Consider the following 15201-nt stretch of genomic DNA (forward strand, 5'->3'; position numbering starts at 1 on the left):
GTCTTACCACAGCAGGGGCTTGGTGAAGTCCTTCCAGAACAGCCAGCGCTGCAGTTCGTGGTGCTCGCCGGTGCCGATCTGCCAGTCCGGTCGTCCGCCATCCAGGGCGATCTTGACGATGATCCCGGCATAAGTCGCGGCCACCAGGGTCTTGCCATCGGGGCTGATGTCCATGGCGGTCAGGGTCGAGCCGATGTAGTGCTGCCAGCGCTCCTCGCCGGTTTCACTGACGGCTCGCAGGTAACCGTAGGCATCGCCGATGATGAATTCGTCGCCCCGTGAAGCAGCGGCATACACCCGGGCGCCTTCCTGCAGCACCGGGGTGCGCGGGTCGTCGCTATAGAAGTCAGTGCTCAGCCCCGGCAGGTCGGCGACCGCCACCCCCAGGCTGGCGCCGCCATAGAAGTGGCAGGCGTTGAGCAGCAGGCGGTCGCCGACCTGGTTGAAGTGAGCGAAGTGCGGGTACTCGCTGGCAGGGCCGATCTGCGCGACCTGCTGCAACCTAGCATCGAACACCAGGTGCATCCCGCTTTGCTCGCCCACGGCGATCCATTGGCCATCGGGCGACACCGCGCCATGTTCCATGCTCAGGCCCATGCTCAGGTCCTCGGCGGCGACGCCTTCGTCCAGGTCCTGCTGGATGTCCTCAAGGCTGCGCAGCAGGCGGGTGGCGCCATCGGCAGCCAGGACGAAGATGCCGTCGGCACTCACCAGTAGCACCCGGCCCCCGTCGGGGAAGGGGATCAGGCTGGTGGGAGAGGGGCGCCCGGTGTCTTCAAGCTCCAGGCCTGCAGGCAGGCCGGCATGAGGGGCGGGCCAGGGAAAGCTTGCCACCTGAGGCCCGTTCCAGCCGTCGGTGACCTGGATGCCATCGGCCCGGCCCCAGGCGAAGTAACGCCGCTGGGGGCACATGCCGAAGCACTCCACTTGCTCCAGGGTCTCGATCCGCGCGTCGTCGATATGCACCACGAAGCCGGCCTCGAAGGGCGCGCCGATGCGTGCCAGCAGGCTGCCGTCCGGCAACAGGGCCAGGGTCGGAATCATCCGTCCCTGGCTTTCCAGGCGCGGCGACAGTGGGAAGTGTGCCGGTGGCCAGTCCTGGCGAAAGGCCTGGCGCTGCGCTGCGTCGTAGGGGCCTTGGTTGCTCGCTTGCAGAGCCGCCTGCCAGTCTTCCAACAGATGCTCGGTATCGGGCATGTTCGGCTCCTTCAAGCCCTTCCAGCCCTCGCGGGTGCCGGTTTCGACATAGTGGTTGATGTCGCGGGCATAGGTCAGCACGGCTTTTTGCCATTGCTCTTGCGGGGAGAGGTTCGAATTCGACTGGGACATGCGCGCAGGACTCCTTGTGGCGCTGGAAAAGGCGTAACAGACCGGGGATGGACCGGAAAAGCGCGCAGTTTATCCCTTGGGCCCGGTCTTTTTACAAGTTTCCCCTGCGCTACTGTTCAAGGTGCGTAGGTGCTGACCCGATTGCGCCCGGCGTGCTTGGAGGCGTACAGCGCCTGGTCCGCCCACTCGATCAGGCAGCGGTGGTCCCGGGCCGGGCGATCGAGGCAGGCGATGCCCAGGCTGATGGTGAAGGCAATGGCCTGGCCGTTGTGGATCACCTCTTGTTCTTGCACCGATTGGCGCAGGCGTTCGGCCAGGGTGTGGGCGCCGGCCAGATCGGTGTGGGGCAGGAGGATGGCGAACTCTTCGCCGCCATAACGCCCGGCCACATCGCTGTCGCGCACATGCTCGTGGATCAGCTGCGACACGCGTTTGATCACGGCATCGCCGGCCTGGTGCCCGTAGCGATCGTTGATCGACTTGAAGTGGTCGATGTCCAGCATCAGCAGGGCAATGGCGTTGCCGTGGCGGCTGTATTCGAACGCCAGGCGCTGTTCCCAGTGACCACGGTTGAACAACTGGGTCAGGTGATCGACGCGTGACAGGTGCTGCAACTGCTGGTTGGCCTTCTGCAGCGCCAGGCTGTTGATCGCCACGTCGGTGAGGTCGTAGATCACCAGGCAGACATGATGGATCTCGCTGTTGGAGGAGCGCAGTGGCAGCAACGTGGTGTTCTGGTACATGAACTCGCCCTGGCCGGTGATTGGCTGGTAATTGTTGAAGTGCACCAGATACGGCCGCTGCTTCCAGATGGTGAAGGCCGGCGTGCCCAGGGCCACCACACGCCCGACCTTGCGGCTGAACCAGGGCCGCTCCACCTCAGGGAACAGTTCGAAGAACGATTGATCGATGGCCTGCTTGGACGGCACCCCGGAGCGGTTCTCCATAAAGCTGTTCCACACCTGGACCCGGCACTCCAGATCGAGCACCACTATCCCCACATCGATGCTCTGGACCACCGCCAGCAACCAGTGCAGTTCACTGAAATCCATTCGTTTGGGCATGGCTCAATTCATCAGGTAGGCGAGTTTCTGTTCCAGCAAGGCCATGGAGCCCTCAGTGAACAACAGCAACAGGTCGAAGTGGATGTTCTGTTCTTCCAGGCTGTAGCTGATCTCCACCGCTTGGGTCTTGTTCCAGCGTTGCTGGTTGAGCACGATCAATTCGTCGATGGTGGTGTGTTCGCCCAGCACCTGGGGATGGCCCACGGAAAAGAACACATCCAACTGGTTGGCAATGCTGCTCAAGCAGGCACCGATCAACACGCTGGACAGGTCGATCAGCACTTCCATTTCCTGATAGGGGTCGGTGCCCTGTTCCATCAACTGGGCGATGTCGGCCACTTCCGAGTCGTAGAACATCAGCAGTGCTTCGCCGGCAATGCCGCTGCCGATATAGCTCTGGCAGATGGCGGTCAGCTGCCGGGCGCGATTGGCATCGGCCAGGAGCATCTGCAGTTCGCCGGCCTCCAGCACATTGACGTGAGGGATCGGCAGGTGCACGAACACATCCAGGACCTTGGCGATCAGCGCCGCCGCGTAGCCCATGGAGACATTGACGGTTTCTCGGAACGCGTCGCGAAAGGTCACCAGGGGCGGCGGCGACAGGGCGGCAGCAGGGAGCGCCCCCGGGCTGTCCAGCAGCTGCAGTTCGTTGAGCAGTGCACGCAACTGCTGGGGATCGAAGGGCTTCTTGAGGAAGGCTCGGGCCCCCAGTTCGCGGGTACGACGTACCGCTTCCTCCTGGACGTCCCCGGAGATGACGATGATCTGCGCGTCGATGCCTTCTTCCTGCACCGCGCTCAAGACCTGATAACCGTCCATGACCGGCATGGTCAGGTCCAGCAACGCCACCTTGCCCAGCCCCCGACGCAGGGCTTCCAGGCCTTCGCGGCCGTTGCAGGCCTGGGTCACGGACACCCGCCACTCGCTGGGCAAGGTCCGTAGCACCTGCTTGCGGGCCATGCTCGAGTCATCGCAGACGAGAAGAGGGATCATCGGGATCGGACGCTCATTCGAAAAAATCCGCAGCTGGATAACGTTCAGGAATGTAACGAGTTGCCGCGCAATAAGGGTGTTGTAACGGGCTGTCCGTGCCGCGCCGCACTATAGTTCGGTCGGCAATGGAAGAACAAGTAGGCGTTCATTGAGTTATTTGTTCCAGATCATTGTTCAGTGCATTCAACTGCAGAGCGACTTGCAACTTTCGACTGATATCGGTCTGCGTCCTGATGCGTTGTTCTGTTTGTATTGCTGGGTGAATTCATCGAGATGCTGGAGGGGCGAAAGTCCCGAGATAGAAAGGGTTGTTCATGGTGAACGGGCAATTGCGCCTGTTTTCTGGCGTTTGAAAAATGACACTTTGCAAACAACTTTAAAGTTCTGCCGTTCGATACGGTTGATGTACGAGTTGCTCAGGGAAGATTGTATGAAAGACGCCATATTCTGGTGCCGAGGGAAGGGAGGGTGAAAGTTTCAGGGAACCTCTGCTGCGATATTCCGTACAGCCCGCTTATATGCAACAAAACCTTACCGCGAGATGCATTCCGATGACCGCTGAAAGCTCTGTATCCCTTGTTTTCCAACGCCTGTGGACTACGAGGCGCAGGCCCGGCCAGCCGGACAAAAAAATGTCAGATTTTGAGTCCCGGCCTGGACCTTTTCCCGCAATGCGCAATCATTACTGCGTGGAAAACATAAGGAGAGACGCATGTTCATTCGGTCATTGACCCTCGCTACTCTGCTCGCTGTCGCTGGTCCGGTCCTGGCGGCCGACAACGACGGCCCATTGGCTCAGGACCTGGGCAAGTCACGGCCATTGATCGTGATCGCCCCCAGCACCGTGGACCCGACCCTGGTGAGCCTGAAGAAGTCCCTGGAAGAGCCGGCCACCCGTCAAGCCTTCAACGAACGCAACATGGTCCTTTACACGGTGATCAACACCATCGGCCAGCGCGATGGCAAGGACATCGATCCGCAATCCACCATGGCCCTGATCCGCAGCCTCAAGCTGGGGGCGGGGGCCCAGACCAAGGTGATCCTGGTGGGCAAGGACGGCGAGAAAAAGCTCGAGCACTCAGGGGCCATCGAGCTCAAGGAAGTCTTCGGCGCGGTCGACCAGTTGCCGGCGGCGGAGAAGCAGGCCGCGGCCCCAGCGCCGGCCCCCGAGCCGGAAGCCAAACCGGCCAGTGCCAAGGCCGGCAAGGCGGCCAAGCCTGCGGCGGCGCCCAAGGCGCTGGACGACTGAAATGCATAGCCGGCCAGCCCGGGGCAGGTGCTGAGCGCCGCGGAACTTGCCCAGCGTCATCGCGTCAGCCTTGGCGCGGTTACAGCGTTTCGAGGGTCTGGCGCAGCCCGTCGACGATCATCTCCACTTCCGCCGCATCGATCACCAGAGGTGGCAGCAGGCGGATGGTCGTGCCCCGGGTGACATTGATCAGCAGGCCATGATCACGGGCGGCGATCTGCACCAACTGCCGGGCCGGCTGCCCCAGCTCGATACCCACCATCAGCCCCAGTCCGCGAATTTCCCGCACTGCCGGATGCCCCGCAAGCGCCTCCCGCAGCCGACCTAGCAGCTGGGCGCCGCGCTGCTCGGCGTTGCTCAGCAACTGCTGTTCCTCGATGATGTCCAGCACGGTGCAGGCCGCCCGGCAGGCCAGGGGATTGCCGCCGAACGTACTGCCATGGCTGCCTGGGGTGAACAGTTCGGCGGCCTTGCCCCGGGCCAGGCAGGCACCGATGGGAATGCCGTTGCCCAGGCCCTTGGCCAGGGTCATCACGTCCGGCACCACGCCCTCGTGCTGGCACGCGAACCAGCGCCCGGTACGACCGATGCCGCTCTGGATCTCGTCGAGCATCAGCAGCCAGTTGCGCCGGGTGCACAGCTCACGCACGGCCTTGAGGTAGCCGGGCGCAGCCAGCTGGATGCCGCCTTCACCCTGGATCGGCTCCATCAGCACCGCACTGATGCGCGGACCGTGCTGGGCAGCCAGCGACTCCAGGGCGGCCAGATCGCCGAACGGCACCTTGAGAAAACCTTCCGGTAACTGGCCATAACCCAGGCGCACTGCCGGGCCATCGCTGGCGGAAAGGGTGGCCAGGGTACGGCCGTGGAAAGCGTTGTGCATGACCACCACCAGGGGCTGTTCGATGCCCTTGTGCCAAGCGTGAAGGCGCGCCAGCTTGAGCGCGGTTTCATTGGCCTCGGCCCCGGAATTGTTGAAGAACGCCCGCTCCATGCCACTCAGCTGGGTCAGTTTGGCGGCCAGTTGCTGCTGCCAGTGGATGTCATAGAGATTGGAACTGTGTAGCAGCAGGCCGGCCTGTTCGCGGATGGCGCTGACCAGGCGCGGATGAGAGTGGCCGATACCGGTCACCGCGACTCCGGCGATGGCGTCCAGGTACTCACGCCCGCTCTGGTCCCAGAGGCGGCTGCCCAGGCCCTTGCAGAAGCTCAGGGCAAGGGGCTGGTAGGTGCTCATCAGGCAGGCGGCGGTCATGGCGGGCGACTCCATCTCAGGGGGTGTGCTGCCAGTATCGTTAGCCATTCAGGCTAGATAAACTCGCCATTTCTTTAATCATCTTGAAGTCAGGGTTGATAATGGATCTGTTCCAGGCGATGTCGGTGTACGTCAAGGTGGTGGAAGCGGGAAACATGACCGCCGCTGCCCGGGAATGCGGCATGTCCACCACCATGGTGGGCAATCACCTGCGTGCCCTGGAGCAGCGCCTCGGGGTGCGCCTGCTCAATCGCACGACGCGCCGCCAGCGCCTCACCGAGTTCGGCACCGAGTACTACCAGCGCTGCCTGGCGGTGCTGGGCCTGGTAGCGGACTCCGAGCGCCTGGCGGAGCAGGCCCAGGGCGAGCCCTCCGGCACCTTGCGCATCACCGCGCCGCTGACCTTCGGCACCGAGCGCCTGGCGCCGGCCTTGAGCGAGTTCCAGCAGCGCTGTCCCCTGGTCAAGGTGGAGCTGACCCTGGCCAATCAGCGTTTCGACTTGAGCGACGGCGCCTTCGATGTGGCCGTGCGCCTGGGCAACCTGGATAACTCCTCGCTGATTGCCCGGCCGCTGCAGGATTACACCCTGACCATCTGCGCCGCTCCGGAGTACCTGGAGCGTTGCGGCACCCCGCAGGTTCCCGAGGATCTGCAGCAGCACAACTGCCTGGCATTTGCCTACCCAGCCGGTGACGAGTGGAGCTCCACCGCCACGCAATGGCCGTTGCGCGGGCCCGAGGGGGATGTGCTGGTTCCGGTGTCCGGCTCGCTGCTGACCAACACGTCGTCCGGCCTGCACCGGGCGGCGCGGGGTGGGCTGGGGCTGGTGATGATGCCCGATGCGCTGGTGGAGGAAGACCTGCAGCAGGGCCGTCTGGTGCCGGTGCTGCAGGATTATCAGTTGCCCTTCCGGACGATGCATCTGCTCTATGCCCAGGACCGCTATCGCTTGCCCAAGCTGCGCAGCTTTGTCGACTTCGCCCTCGAGAAGTGGGGGCGTCAGGCTGACTCGCTGGCCAGCAGCATCATCGCTGCCGACAGGGTGTGACCGTCGGTGATCTGGCCGGCAGCGACCATCGCCAGCAACTCCTGGCGGCTGACCCACAGCAGGTGGTCCACCTCGCCATCGGTGGCGGTGGTCTGCTGTTCAGCGATCTCCACCTGACACACCGCCACCGCGCTGGCGATCAGCGAGGTGTTGCTGTGCAGCAAGCCCAGTTGGCGGACTTGCGATGCCTGCCAGCCGGTCTCTTCCAGCAGTTCCCGGGCCGCCGCGTCACAGGCGCTTTCCCCGGCATCGATGGCGCCCCGGGGAAACTCGATGGACTGGCCGCCAATGGCTCGGCGCTTGAGGTCCACCAGCATCAGCCGGCCATCGGCCAGGGTCGGTACGGCCACCACGCCGTTCACCGCCTGGGCTTCCTTGATGATGAAGTAGCCGTTTTCGCGGACCACCTTGAAGTACGGGGTTTCCAGCAGGCACTGGCTTTCGATGACGGAACTCATGGGCGGTACTACTCCAGAAAACAACGATCGAACAGGTACAACTCGGTGGGCTTGAGGGTTTCCACTGTGGCCTGAGGGCGGCCGCCATCCCCGCTTTTCTTGCGTCCGGTTTCCTGCAGGTAGCCGGCTTCGCTCATCTTCAGCAGGCGCTGGCGAATGCTGGTCTTGAGCACTGGCCGTTGCAGCACCAGGGAGAAGATGCTCACCGCCTCCGGGGCGCTGAACTCGTTGCCGAGAAACATCAGCGGCAGGCTGCTGTACAGGGACTTGGAAAACAGCCGCTCTTGCACCTGGGCCACCAGCGCGTTGTGGTCGAAGGGCAGCTTGAAGGCGCCGCTGGCGACCTCGCCCAGAGCAAAGAACCCCTGATGCGCAGCGGGCTCCACCGGCTCGCTGACGATCCCCAGGTAGAAGGTCGAGGACGACCAGCAGCGCGGGTCGCGAAAGGCGTCGCCTACGGTGCCCACCTGTTCCAGCCAGGCCAGGGGCATGTCCACCTTGCTTGAACGGCGCAGGCGTTCCACTGCGTCATTCAGGCTGCGGTCCTCGACATCGCCGTTGACCACGATGCCCGGCAGCGCCCAGTGCCCGGTGAAAGGCTCGCTGTCGCGTTGATGGAGAAGGATTTCCAGCTCGCAGCGCTCGCGGTTGTAGCGCAGCAGGCACAGGTCGATGGTGTGCAAGTAGGCGCTGGGGAGGGTGGTGCGGTCGTGCATATCAACTTCCGTGGACGGCGTAGAGGCCGTAGTTTAGCGGATTCATGCCCGGTGCCAGCCATTGGCTGGGCGGTGTTTCGCCCCGGGCCAGGCACTGGCGCAATACGCTGCTACGGACCCCGGGCTGTTCCTCGATGCAGAGGATGGAAAAGCGTTGCAGCAATTCCTCGCCGCGGTGGAACCTGGGCAACCGACAAGCGACGTCTTCACCCACCACCAGGGCGATGCGCTTGCCGTCCAGGGCCAGGTCGTCGGCCAGGCGTTGCAGCAGGGTGAAGCTGTAGACCGGACCCGGATCGGCCAGGGCCAGTTGGCGCTCCAGGCGGCTGACCGCCAGCTCGGCCTGGCACTCTGGCTGCAGGTGCGTGGTGATCGTCTGCAACCAGCTGGCCCGTTGCTCGAAATCGGCCATGCGCTTGCCATCCGGATGGCAAAAGCTCGGGACTACTAGTACCCGGCGGGCGTGGCGAGCGGCTTCGAGCATCACCTGGGCGTGTCCGGCGTGGGGCGGGTTGAAGGCGCCGCCATAGAGGGCCAGTTCAAACATCTGCTTTTCCTCGTTAGGTACATGACGTGTACCTTAGCATCGCTTTTGTCGGCGGAGAATCTACTTTTTCAGCTTATTTGTTCGGTTTGATTGAAGTCCGATTGAGAAAAATAAAATCCAAAGAGGGCTTGCCATGAAAGTACATGACATGTACTTTGTGCTCCATGCAGAGGAGAGACCCAGCATGAACAGCCAAACGATGAAGACCGCTTCCTTCGATGTCGATGCACAAAAGAGCTTTACCCCGCTGTGCCCGGACGAGTTGCCCGTGACCGAAGGCGATCGCATCGGCGGCGAGCTGAATTTCATGGCGACCCTGGCCAGCCTGCGCATCGGCAGCAAGGACGCCCACAGTCCCCGAGCCCCCTGGGTGGTGGCCGGGCACGACCAGATGCTCCAGCCCACTGGCCTGGCGCACGCCGACCTGACCTGGGTCAGCCACTGCGTGCCGGGCACCGAGGGTTTTACCCTGCTGGACGAGCTGCCCACGCCTTATGACTACGACTACTTCGTGTGGAAGGGTGTGGAACCGGACCTGCACCCCTATGGCGCCTGCTACCACGACTTGCACGGCAAGCTCTCCACCGGCGCCATCGAGTACCTCAACAGCCAGGGCGTGGAGCAGGTCATCGTCGGCGGCCTGGCCCTGGATTTCTGCGTCAAGACCACCGCCCTGCAACTGGCCGCCGCCGGCTTCAAGGTGATCATTCACCTGCCGGCCTGTCGCGCCATCAGCGCCGAGGGTGCTACCCAGGCGATCGACGATATGCAACGAGCGGGCATCGCGGTTGCCGCGACCCGCGAAGAAACCGCCAGACTGGCCAAGGCTTGAGGAGTCATCATGGAAAGTGCATTCGACCGTAACAACGGCGTGATTCAGAGCCTGCTGGACACCGACTACTACACCTTCACCATGATGCAGGCGGTGCTGCACCAGCACCCCAATGTCGATGTGGAGTACCAGTTCATCGTTCGCTCCAAAGAGTCCCTGGTGCACCTGATCCCCGAGATCCGCCAGGAACTGGAAAAGCTCGCCGGCCTGCAGATGCGCGAAGGCGAACAGCGCTTTTTGTTCAACAAGCGTTTTCGTGAGTACCTGACCCCGGACTTCGAGCAGTTTCTCGGTCTGTTCCGCTTCAACCTGCGCTACATCCACGTGGCGGCGGTCGACGGCCAACTGAGCATTCGCGTCCGCGGCCCGATGTTGCACTGCATCATGTTCGAGCAGCCGGTGCTGGCCATGGTCAGCGAATTGCGCAACCGCGATAAGTACCCCGAAGTGGAGCTTGAGGATGTCACTCGCCGGCTCTATCAGAAGTTTGAATGGCTGGAGAAAAACGCCAGTCGCGACGAGCTTGCCGAGTTCCGCGTCTCGGATTTTTCCACCCGCCGGCGCCTGTCGTTCAAGGCCCAGCGCGAAGTGGTGAAGATCATGCGCAGCGATTTCCCCGGGGTCTTTGTCGGCACCAGCAATGCGCACCTGGCCTACGAGTTCGACCTGCCGCTGATCGGCACCATGGCCCACCAATGGCTGATGGTGCACCAGCAACTGGGGCGGCTGCGCGAGAGCCAGAATGCGGCCCTGGAGAATTGGGTGCACGAGTATCGCGGACGCCTCGGCATCGCCCTGACCGACTGCATCAGCACCGATTTTTTCCTCAAGGATTTCGACCTGTACTTCGCCAAGCTCTACGACGGCCTGCGCCAGGATTCCGGGGACCCGATCCTCTGGGCCGACAAGGTCCTGGCCCGCTACCGTGAGCTGGGCATCGATCCTCGGACCAAGGACCTGATGTTCTCCGATGGCCTGAACTTCGAGAAATGCCTGCCGATCCTGCGCCACGTGCGTGGCCAGGCCCGGTTCGGTTTTGGCATGGGCACCAGCCTGGCCTGCGATGTCGAAGGTGTCGAGCCGCTGAGCATCGTGATGAAGCTGGTGCGAGTCCACGGTGAACCGGTGGTGAAGTTCTCCGACGACCCGATCAAGAACGTCTGCGAAGACCCGTCGTTCCTTCGGTACGCCGCCCAGGTGTTCAACGTCAACCTTGCCAACTCGCCTCTGGAGGCCTGATATGAGCAGTCCAACCCAAGAACGCATTGCCCGGGAACTGGGCATCGACCGGCAACTGGTGCCTGGTGGCGAAGCCCTGGAAATCGCCCGGCGAGTGGCCTTCATCCAGCAAGTGCTGCGCGAGTCCGGCTGCACGACCCTGGTGCTGGGCATCAGTGGCGGAGTCGACTCCCTGACGGCCGGCCGCTTGTGTCAACTGGCGGTGGAGCAACTGCGCGGGGCAGGGCAGGAGGCGCGATTTATCGCCATGCGCCTGCCCTATAAAAGCCAGGCGGATGAAAGCGATGCCCAGGCGTCCCTGGACTTCATTCGCCCGGATAGCATCAGCACCTGCAACATTGCCGACAGCGTCGATGGAATGATGAATCAGCTGCGGATCGAAGGCTTGCAGCCCTCGGCGGCCCTCAGCGATTTCGCCAAGGGCAACGTCAAGGCCCGGGCGCGGATGATCGCTCAGTACGCCGTGGCCAACTTCAGCAACGGCCTGGTGGTGGGCACCGACCACGGCGCTGAAGCCCTGATGGGCTTCTTCACCAAATACGGCGACGGCGCCTGCGACCTGGCCCCGTTGTCGGGCCTGACCAAGACCCAGGTGCGGCTGCTGGCCGATGCCCTCGGCGCTCCCGCCCAACTGGTGCACAAGGCGCCCACGGCGGACCTGGAAGAACTGGCCCCGGGCAAGTTGGACGAAACGGCTTACGGCTGCAGCTACGAAGAAATCGATGCCTACCTGATGGGCGAGCCCGTCACCGACGCGGTGCGTCACCTGATCGAGCGTGCCTACCTGCGCACTGCTCACAAACGCGCCTTGCCACGGACCCCCGCGACAGCCGGCCTCTAGCAACGGACTTGCGTTGTCCGTCGGATCGCCTTCGCCGGCAAGCCGGCTCCTACAGACCGCGCCACCCCGAATACCGTAGGAGCTGGCTTGCCAGCGAAGGGGCCCGTACGATCGCCTTCGCCGGCAAGCCGGCTCCTACAGACCGCGCCACCCTGAATACCGTAGGAGCTGGCTTGCCAGCGAAAGGGCCCGTACGATCGCCTTCGCCGGCAAGCCGGCTCCTACAGACCGCGCCACCCCGAATACCGTAGGAGCTGGCTTGCCAGCGAAGAGGCCCGCAGAGTCATCGCCATTCGCCGGCGGTCAGAGTCAGCGGTTTTCGCCTCCATGCCACCAGCGGGGGCGCTGGCCCTTGAACGAATGGCGGGTCGGTGCCAGTGCCTTGCGGTTGTTGCTGTCGAAGGCACCCAGCAGCAAGGCAACGGTCGGCTCATCATCGATGGCCCCCAATGAACTGCCGCACTGTGGGCAGAACGCCCTGCTGGAATAGTCCGATGACCTGAAAGTCGCCGGTGCGCCGCCAGGGCCAGTCCAGGTCACCCGTTCCCGGGGGAATTCGACCCACGCCAGCGTCAGCGCGCCGCTGTGGCGCTGGCACAGTTTGCACGAGCAGGTATGGGGATTGGCGGCAGGCCCCCGGGCCTCGAAGCGAATCTGCCCGCACAGGCAGCCGCCCTGGTACAGGCTGGCAGTCATCAGCGTGGGTTCTCCTGAGGAATCAAACGGTCCTTTTCCAAGTCATGCAGCAGCTCATCGAGCATCTCTCTGCGGCTTTCGATCTGCACCGGCGGAACATACCAGGCCGCCACACTATAGCCTTCACGACGGTAGTCGTAGGTCTTGAGCAGTTGGCCGTCCTTGAGCAGGCTGCCGCGCAAGTTGCTCTGGTAGGAGTAGGGCAGGGGGAAGGTCAGCAGGGTGATGGCATTCAGCGCGCCAAGCAACCCCGCGCTCTTGCCGCCTGGCTCGCTGATCAGCAGGCGGTAGCCGCTGCGGCTGTAGCCACCATCGAGAAAGGAGAAGGCTCCGGTTTGACGCAGGGCGGCGATGGTTTCCCGTTGCTCCTGTTCGTCGAAGCGACTTTTCACCGGGCCCAGGTCCAGGGTCAGCGGTACATAGGGATGTTGACTGCGGTAGTCCAGCGGCGCCATTTGGGTGCCACAACCGGTGATGGTCAGTGCGCCGCACAGCAGGGCAGTCAAACCTATGGGGTTCATTGGGCCTGACTCGCGCTTGGCAACAGTTGATCCTGACGCAGGTCGCCGGCAAAGGCGCGGGCGATGCGCTGGATATTCTGCTCTTGCATTTCACCGCCCTGATCCAGCAGCCAGGTGTATTTATGCGTCAGGTTGCGATAGCTGTAGCGCTTGAGGAGCTTGCCCTCGTGCAGCAGGCTGATGTCGGTGTGGGTGTCGATGCCATTGGAGAGCGGCATCAGGAACAGAGTGGCGGCACTGAGGAAGATCAACGGCATTGGCGGCATGTCCCGCTCGGACTTGAACTGAATGCGGGCGCTGTAGTCGCCAGCTTGTCCGGCGCCGGTCTGGACATCTGCGAACACCCCGGTGGCACGCAAGGCGTTACGAAACTCAGCGGCGCGTAATGGGTCATCGACCATCACATGCAGGGGCATCAAATAGGCTTGGCCATCCGTCAGCGGACGGTCCGGCAAGGTGTCGGTTGCCGTGCAGCCCGCGAGCAGCAGGAGGGCGCAAAGGGTCAGGCAGGATTTCATGGATGAATCTCCGCAGTAGCGTTGGCTGGGCTGGTTTGCTTGTCGACGGGAAGGATGAAGGGCTTGGCCTTGTCCAGATCCAGCGGCATCCATTGCAGGTCCGGCAGCCCCGGCACCTGGCGCTGGGCAATCACGGCGTCACGGGGCATTTGATTGCTCCAGGCAAAGAAGCACTGGGTCACTTGGCTGCAGACCGAGCGAAACTCGCCGATGTAATACGCCTTGCCTGCCTCCAGGCGCAGCGGCAGTACGAACTCTTCGCGCGCTTCCTGGGATTGCAGGCGTGAGCCGAGCCCCGGGGTGTAGACCATGGACCAGAACTGGAAGTTGTAGAACTCGTAATCACCCGGTTTGAGCGGCATGACAAATACACTGCCGGCGGCGCGGGGTTCATGGATGTCCTCAGGCGTTGGTCGTGGGTCGCCCTCCCAGAGTGCCGCGGCGCCATTGATTGAGCCGCGTTTGCGAATCAGCAGGCGCAGGTTGGTGGCGGCACCGCCGCCGCCCAGGTACTGCGGGCCAATAGCGCCCACCAGATAGGTCGTGGGTTCGTTGGCTGCGGGTTGCAGAGGGGCGCTGACGATGGCGGCGGGTTGGCTGATGCAGCCAGAAACAATGCTGGTGGCCAGCAGCAAGGACGAAGCCTTGATTACGCGGAACATGGGGAACCCTGAAAGTGACTTTGGACAAGGCGCAGGCAGGGAGGCATGAGTGTCTGTACATGGCCTTCCCTGGCGCAGCTCGTGAGCGGCGCGATGGTACGAGAACCTTAGGGCTTTGTGTAGCGCGTTACCCGGAATGACCTGCCCGGCGGCGCTATTGACCGAACCCCGGCGCTGCCTCTTCGACCTTTCTTTTGTACTGCACCTTGGCCTGGTCGGGGTTGCAGGACAGCAGGGCATCGACCTGGACAAAGCCCTTGCGCAGCACCAGCCTTGCTCGCCACTGATTGCCGCACGCACCAAAGAGCCCGGCGCTGAGCAGCCAGCCCAGGGCGAACCAAGGGTAGCCGGCGCCTGTATCGGGGATCAGCAGGGTCAGGCCCAGGGCGGCCAGGGTGAGGACGGTTACCCCGTGCAGGCCGGCGCAGAACGACCAGAGCACGGTGAAAAAGCACGCGGCAAAATTGAAACCCAGGGCCACCGCCTCCAGTTCGCCCTGGGGGTTGCGGTAGAGGCGGTACAGGCGTGTCTGCTGCTCCTTGAGGTGCTGTTTGATCCGTCTCTCACGCTTGGCAACCTGGATTTTCTCCTCGGCGCTGAGGTCGCTGTCATCGAAGATTTCCTGGAAGGTTTCTTCCAGCAGGTAATAGCCGGTGTAGTCGCTGCAGCGGCCGATGAGGTACAGGGCGTCGACGCGATAGCGGCGGTTGAGCTTCAACTGGGTATCACCACTGAAGAAGCTGTTGGCCGAGGTCTGGATGTGCAGGCAATGCTTGCCAAAGCTGTATTCGATATAGGGCTTGCCGGCAGTCTGAACCCGGCGGCGGTCAAAGTAGCCTTCCAGTTGCTCCACCTTCACTCCCGTGACGTCAGCCCTGGGTTGCGCCTGGGCGTTGAGCCACTTGGCGGTGCACCAGCCACCGACCATCAGGCAGAGGAAGCCGCACAGGATGACCTTGGCGAACAGCGGGCCATCCAGCAGGCCGATGAGGATGAGGCAGGGGAGCAACACAATGCCCGACAGGATGCAGGTGGTTTCAACATCAGCCTTCCAGGCGCGGGTCAGGTCTTGATTGATACGGTCGATTCTTTCCTGGTCGAGGACTCGGATAACGGCGGTCTCGCTGGGCCCAAGCCTCGGGCTTGGTCGGGTCTGGACAAGACGAAGCACAGGGACCGCCCGCGGGTTCGGGGCGGTCCATGCCTTCGAGGGGCGGGCAGACTACTGAACA

17 protein-coding genes are annotated in these 15201 nt (G+C 63.0%); 5 read left to right on the forward strand and 12 right to left on the reverse strand.

Annotated elements, in window-relative coordinates:
* Positions 1–3 precede the first annotated feature (3 nt).
* From FW796_RS22190 to FW796_RS22200, 3 genes are all read right to left on the reverse strand, one after another.
* The gene (locus FW796_RS22190; RefSeq protein WP_446440039.1) at positions 4–1329 is read right to left on the reverse strand and encodes a YncE family protein; all 1326 of its coding nucleotides are present in this window, start codon (positions 1327–1329) and stop codon (positions 4–6) included.
* Between the two features lie 116 nt (positions 1330–1445).
* A complete protein-coding gene (locus tag FW796_RS22195) occupies positions 1446–2393 on the reverse strand; it encodes a sensor domain-containing diguanylate cyclase (protein WP_346635756.1) in 948 nt (315 codons plus the stop codon).
* A 3-nt stretch (positions 2394–2396) separates the two neighbouring features.
* Positions 2397–3386 carry a response regulator gene (locus tag FW796_RS22200; RefSeq protein ID WP_446440040.1) on the reverse strand — a complete coding sequence of 330 codons (990 nt, stop codon included), beginning with the start codon at positions 3384–3386 and terminating at the stop codon, positions 2397–2399.
* A 712-nt stretch (positions 3387–4098) separates the two neighbouring features.
* On the opposite strand from FW796_RS22200, the gene FW796_RS22205 reads away from it, so the two are divergent.
* The gene (locus FW796_RS22205; protein WP_346635758.1) at positions 4099–4635 is read left to right on the forward strand and encodes a DUF4174 domain-containing protein; all 537 of its coding nucleotides are present in this window, start codon (positions 4099–4101) and stop codon (positions 4633–4635) included.
* Positions 4636–4714: 79 nt separating this feature from the next.
* On the opposite strand, the gene FW796_RS22210 is transcribed toward FW796_RS22205, so the two are convergent.
* Entirely contained in the window at positions 4715–5890 is a 1176-nt protein-coding gene (locus tag FW796_RS22210) for an acetylornithine/succinylornithine family transaminase (protein WP_446440041.1), read from the reverse strand.
* A 101-nt stretch (positions 5891–5991) separates the two neighbouring features.
* On the opposite strand from FW796_RS22210, the gene FW796_RS22215 reads away from it, so the two are divergent.
* Positions 5992–6939, forward strand: a complete 948-nt coding sequence (locus FW796_RS22215; RefSeq protein WP_404939435.1) for a LysR family transcriptional regulator — start codon at positions 5992–5994, stop codon at positions 6937–6939.
* Here FW796_RS22215 and FW796_RS22220 read toward each other — a convergent pair.
* From FW796_RS22220 to FW796_RS22230, 3 genes are read right to left on the reverse strand one after another with little or no spacing between them, the layout of a single operon-like run.
* Positions 6891–7397 (reverse strand): NUDIX hydrolase, encoded by a 507-nt coding sequence (locus FW796_RS22220; RefSeq protein ID WP_404939437.1) that lies wholly within the window; start codon positions 7395–7397, stop codon positions 6891–6893. The two genes, FW796_RS22215 and FW796_RS22220, sit on opposite strands and share 49 nt — an antisense overlap.
* 8 nt (positions 7398–7405) lie before the next feature.
* Positions 7406–8113, reverse strand: coding sequence for an NUDIX hydrolase (locus tag FW796_RS22225; protein ID WP_404939439.1), 708 nt, complete (start codon positions 8111–8113; stop codon positions 7406–7408).
* A 1-nt stretch (position 8114) separates the two neighbouring features.
* Positions 8115–8660: an adenylyltransferase/cytidyltransferase family protein gene (locus FW796_RS22230; RefSeq protein ID WP_346635763.1), complete on the reverse strand. Its 546-nt coding sequence runs from the start codon at positions 8658–8660 to the stop codon at positions 8115–8117.
* A 184-nt stretch (positions 8661–8844) separates the two neighbouring features.
* Here FW796_RS22230 and FW796_RS22235 point away from each other — a divergent pair, with 184 nt between their 5' ends.
* From FW796_RS22235 to nadE, 3 genes are read left to right on the forward strand one after another with little or no spacing between them, the layout of a single operon-like run.
* Entirely contained in the window at positions 8845–9492 is a 648-nt protein-coding gene (locus FW796_RS22235) for a nicotinamidase (protein WP_346635764.1), read from the forward strand.
* A 9-nt stretch (positions 9493–9501) separates the two neighbouring features.
* Positions 9502–10731 (forward strand): nicotinate phosphoribosyltransferase, encoded by a 1230-nt coding sequence (pncB, locus tag FW796_RS22240; RefSeq protein ID WP_346635765.1) that lies wholly within the window; start codon positions 9502–9504, stop codon positions 10729–10731.
* Between the two features lies 1 nt (position 10732).
* The gene (gene nadE, locus FW796_RS22245; protein WP_404939441.1) at positions 10733–11572 is read left to right on the forward strand and encodes an ammonia-dependent NAD(+) synthetase; all 840 of its coding nucleotides are present in this window, start codon (positions 10733–10735) and stop codon (positions 11570–11572) included.
* 309 nt (positions 11573–11881) lie between these two features.
* Here nadE and FW796_RS22250 read toward each other — a convergent pair whose 3' ends face one another.
* From FW796_RS22250 to FW796_RS22270, 5 genes are all read right to left on the reverse strand, one after another.
* Positions 11882–12268, reverse strand: a complete 387-nt coding sequence (locus FW796_RS22250; protein ID WP_346635767.1) for a GFA family protein — start codon at positions 12266–12268, stop codon at positions 11882–11884.
* Positions 12268–12789: a hypothetical protein gene (locus FW796_RS22255; RefSeq protein WP_346635768.1), complete on the reverse strand. Its 522-nt coding sequence runs from the start codon at positions 12787–12789 to the stop codon at positions 12268–12270. The genes FW796_RS22250 and FW796_RS22255 overlap by 1 nt, the downstream gene beginning before the upstream one ends.
* On the reverse strand, positions 12786–13307 hold the full coding sequence (locus tag FW796_RS22260) for a hypothetical protein (RefSeq protein ID WP_446440042.1): 522 nt from the start codon (positions 13305–13307) through the stop codon (positions 12786–12788). The genes FW796_RS22255 and FW796_RS22260 overlap by 4 nt, the downstream gene beginning before the upstream one ends.
* Positions 13304–13969 carry a hypothetical protein gene (locus tag FW796_RS22265; RefSeq protein WP_053150851.1) on the reverse strand — a complete coding sequence of 222 codons (666 nt, stop codon included), beginning with the start codon at positions 13967–13969 and terminating at the stop codon, positions 13304–13306. Before FW796_RS22265 ends, FW796_RS22260 begins: the two co-directional genes overlap by 4 nt.
* A 154-nt stretch (positions 13970–14123) precedes the next feature.
* Positions 14124–15140 (reverse strand): DUF2628 domain-containing protein, encoded by a 1017-nt coding sequence (locus FW796_RS22270; RefSeq protein ID WP_346635770.1) that lies wholly within the window; start codon positions 15138–15140, stop codon positions 14124–14126.
* Positions 15141–15201: the final 61 nt, after the last annotated feature.

It is taken from the genome of Pseudomonas sp. 910_21 (assembly GCF_052850735.1).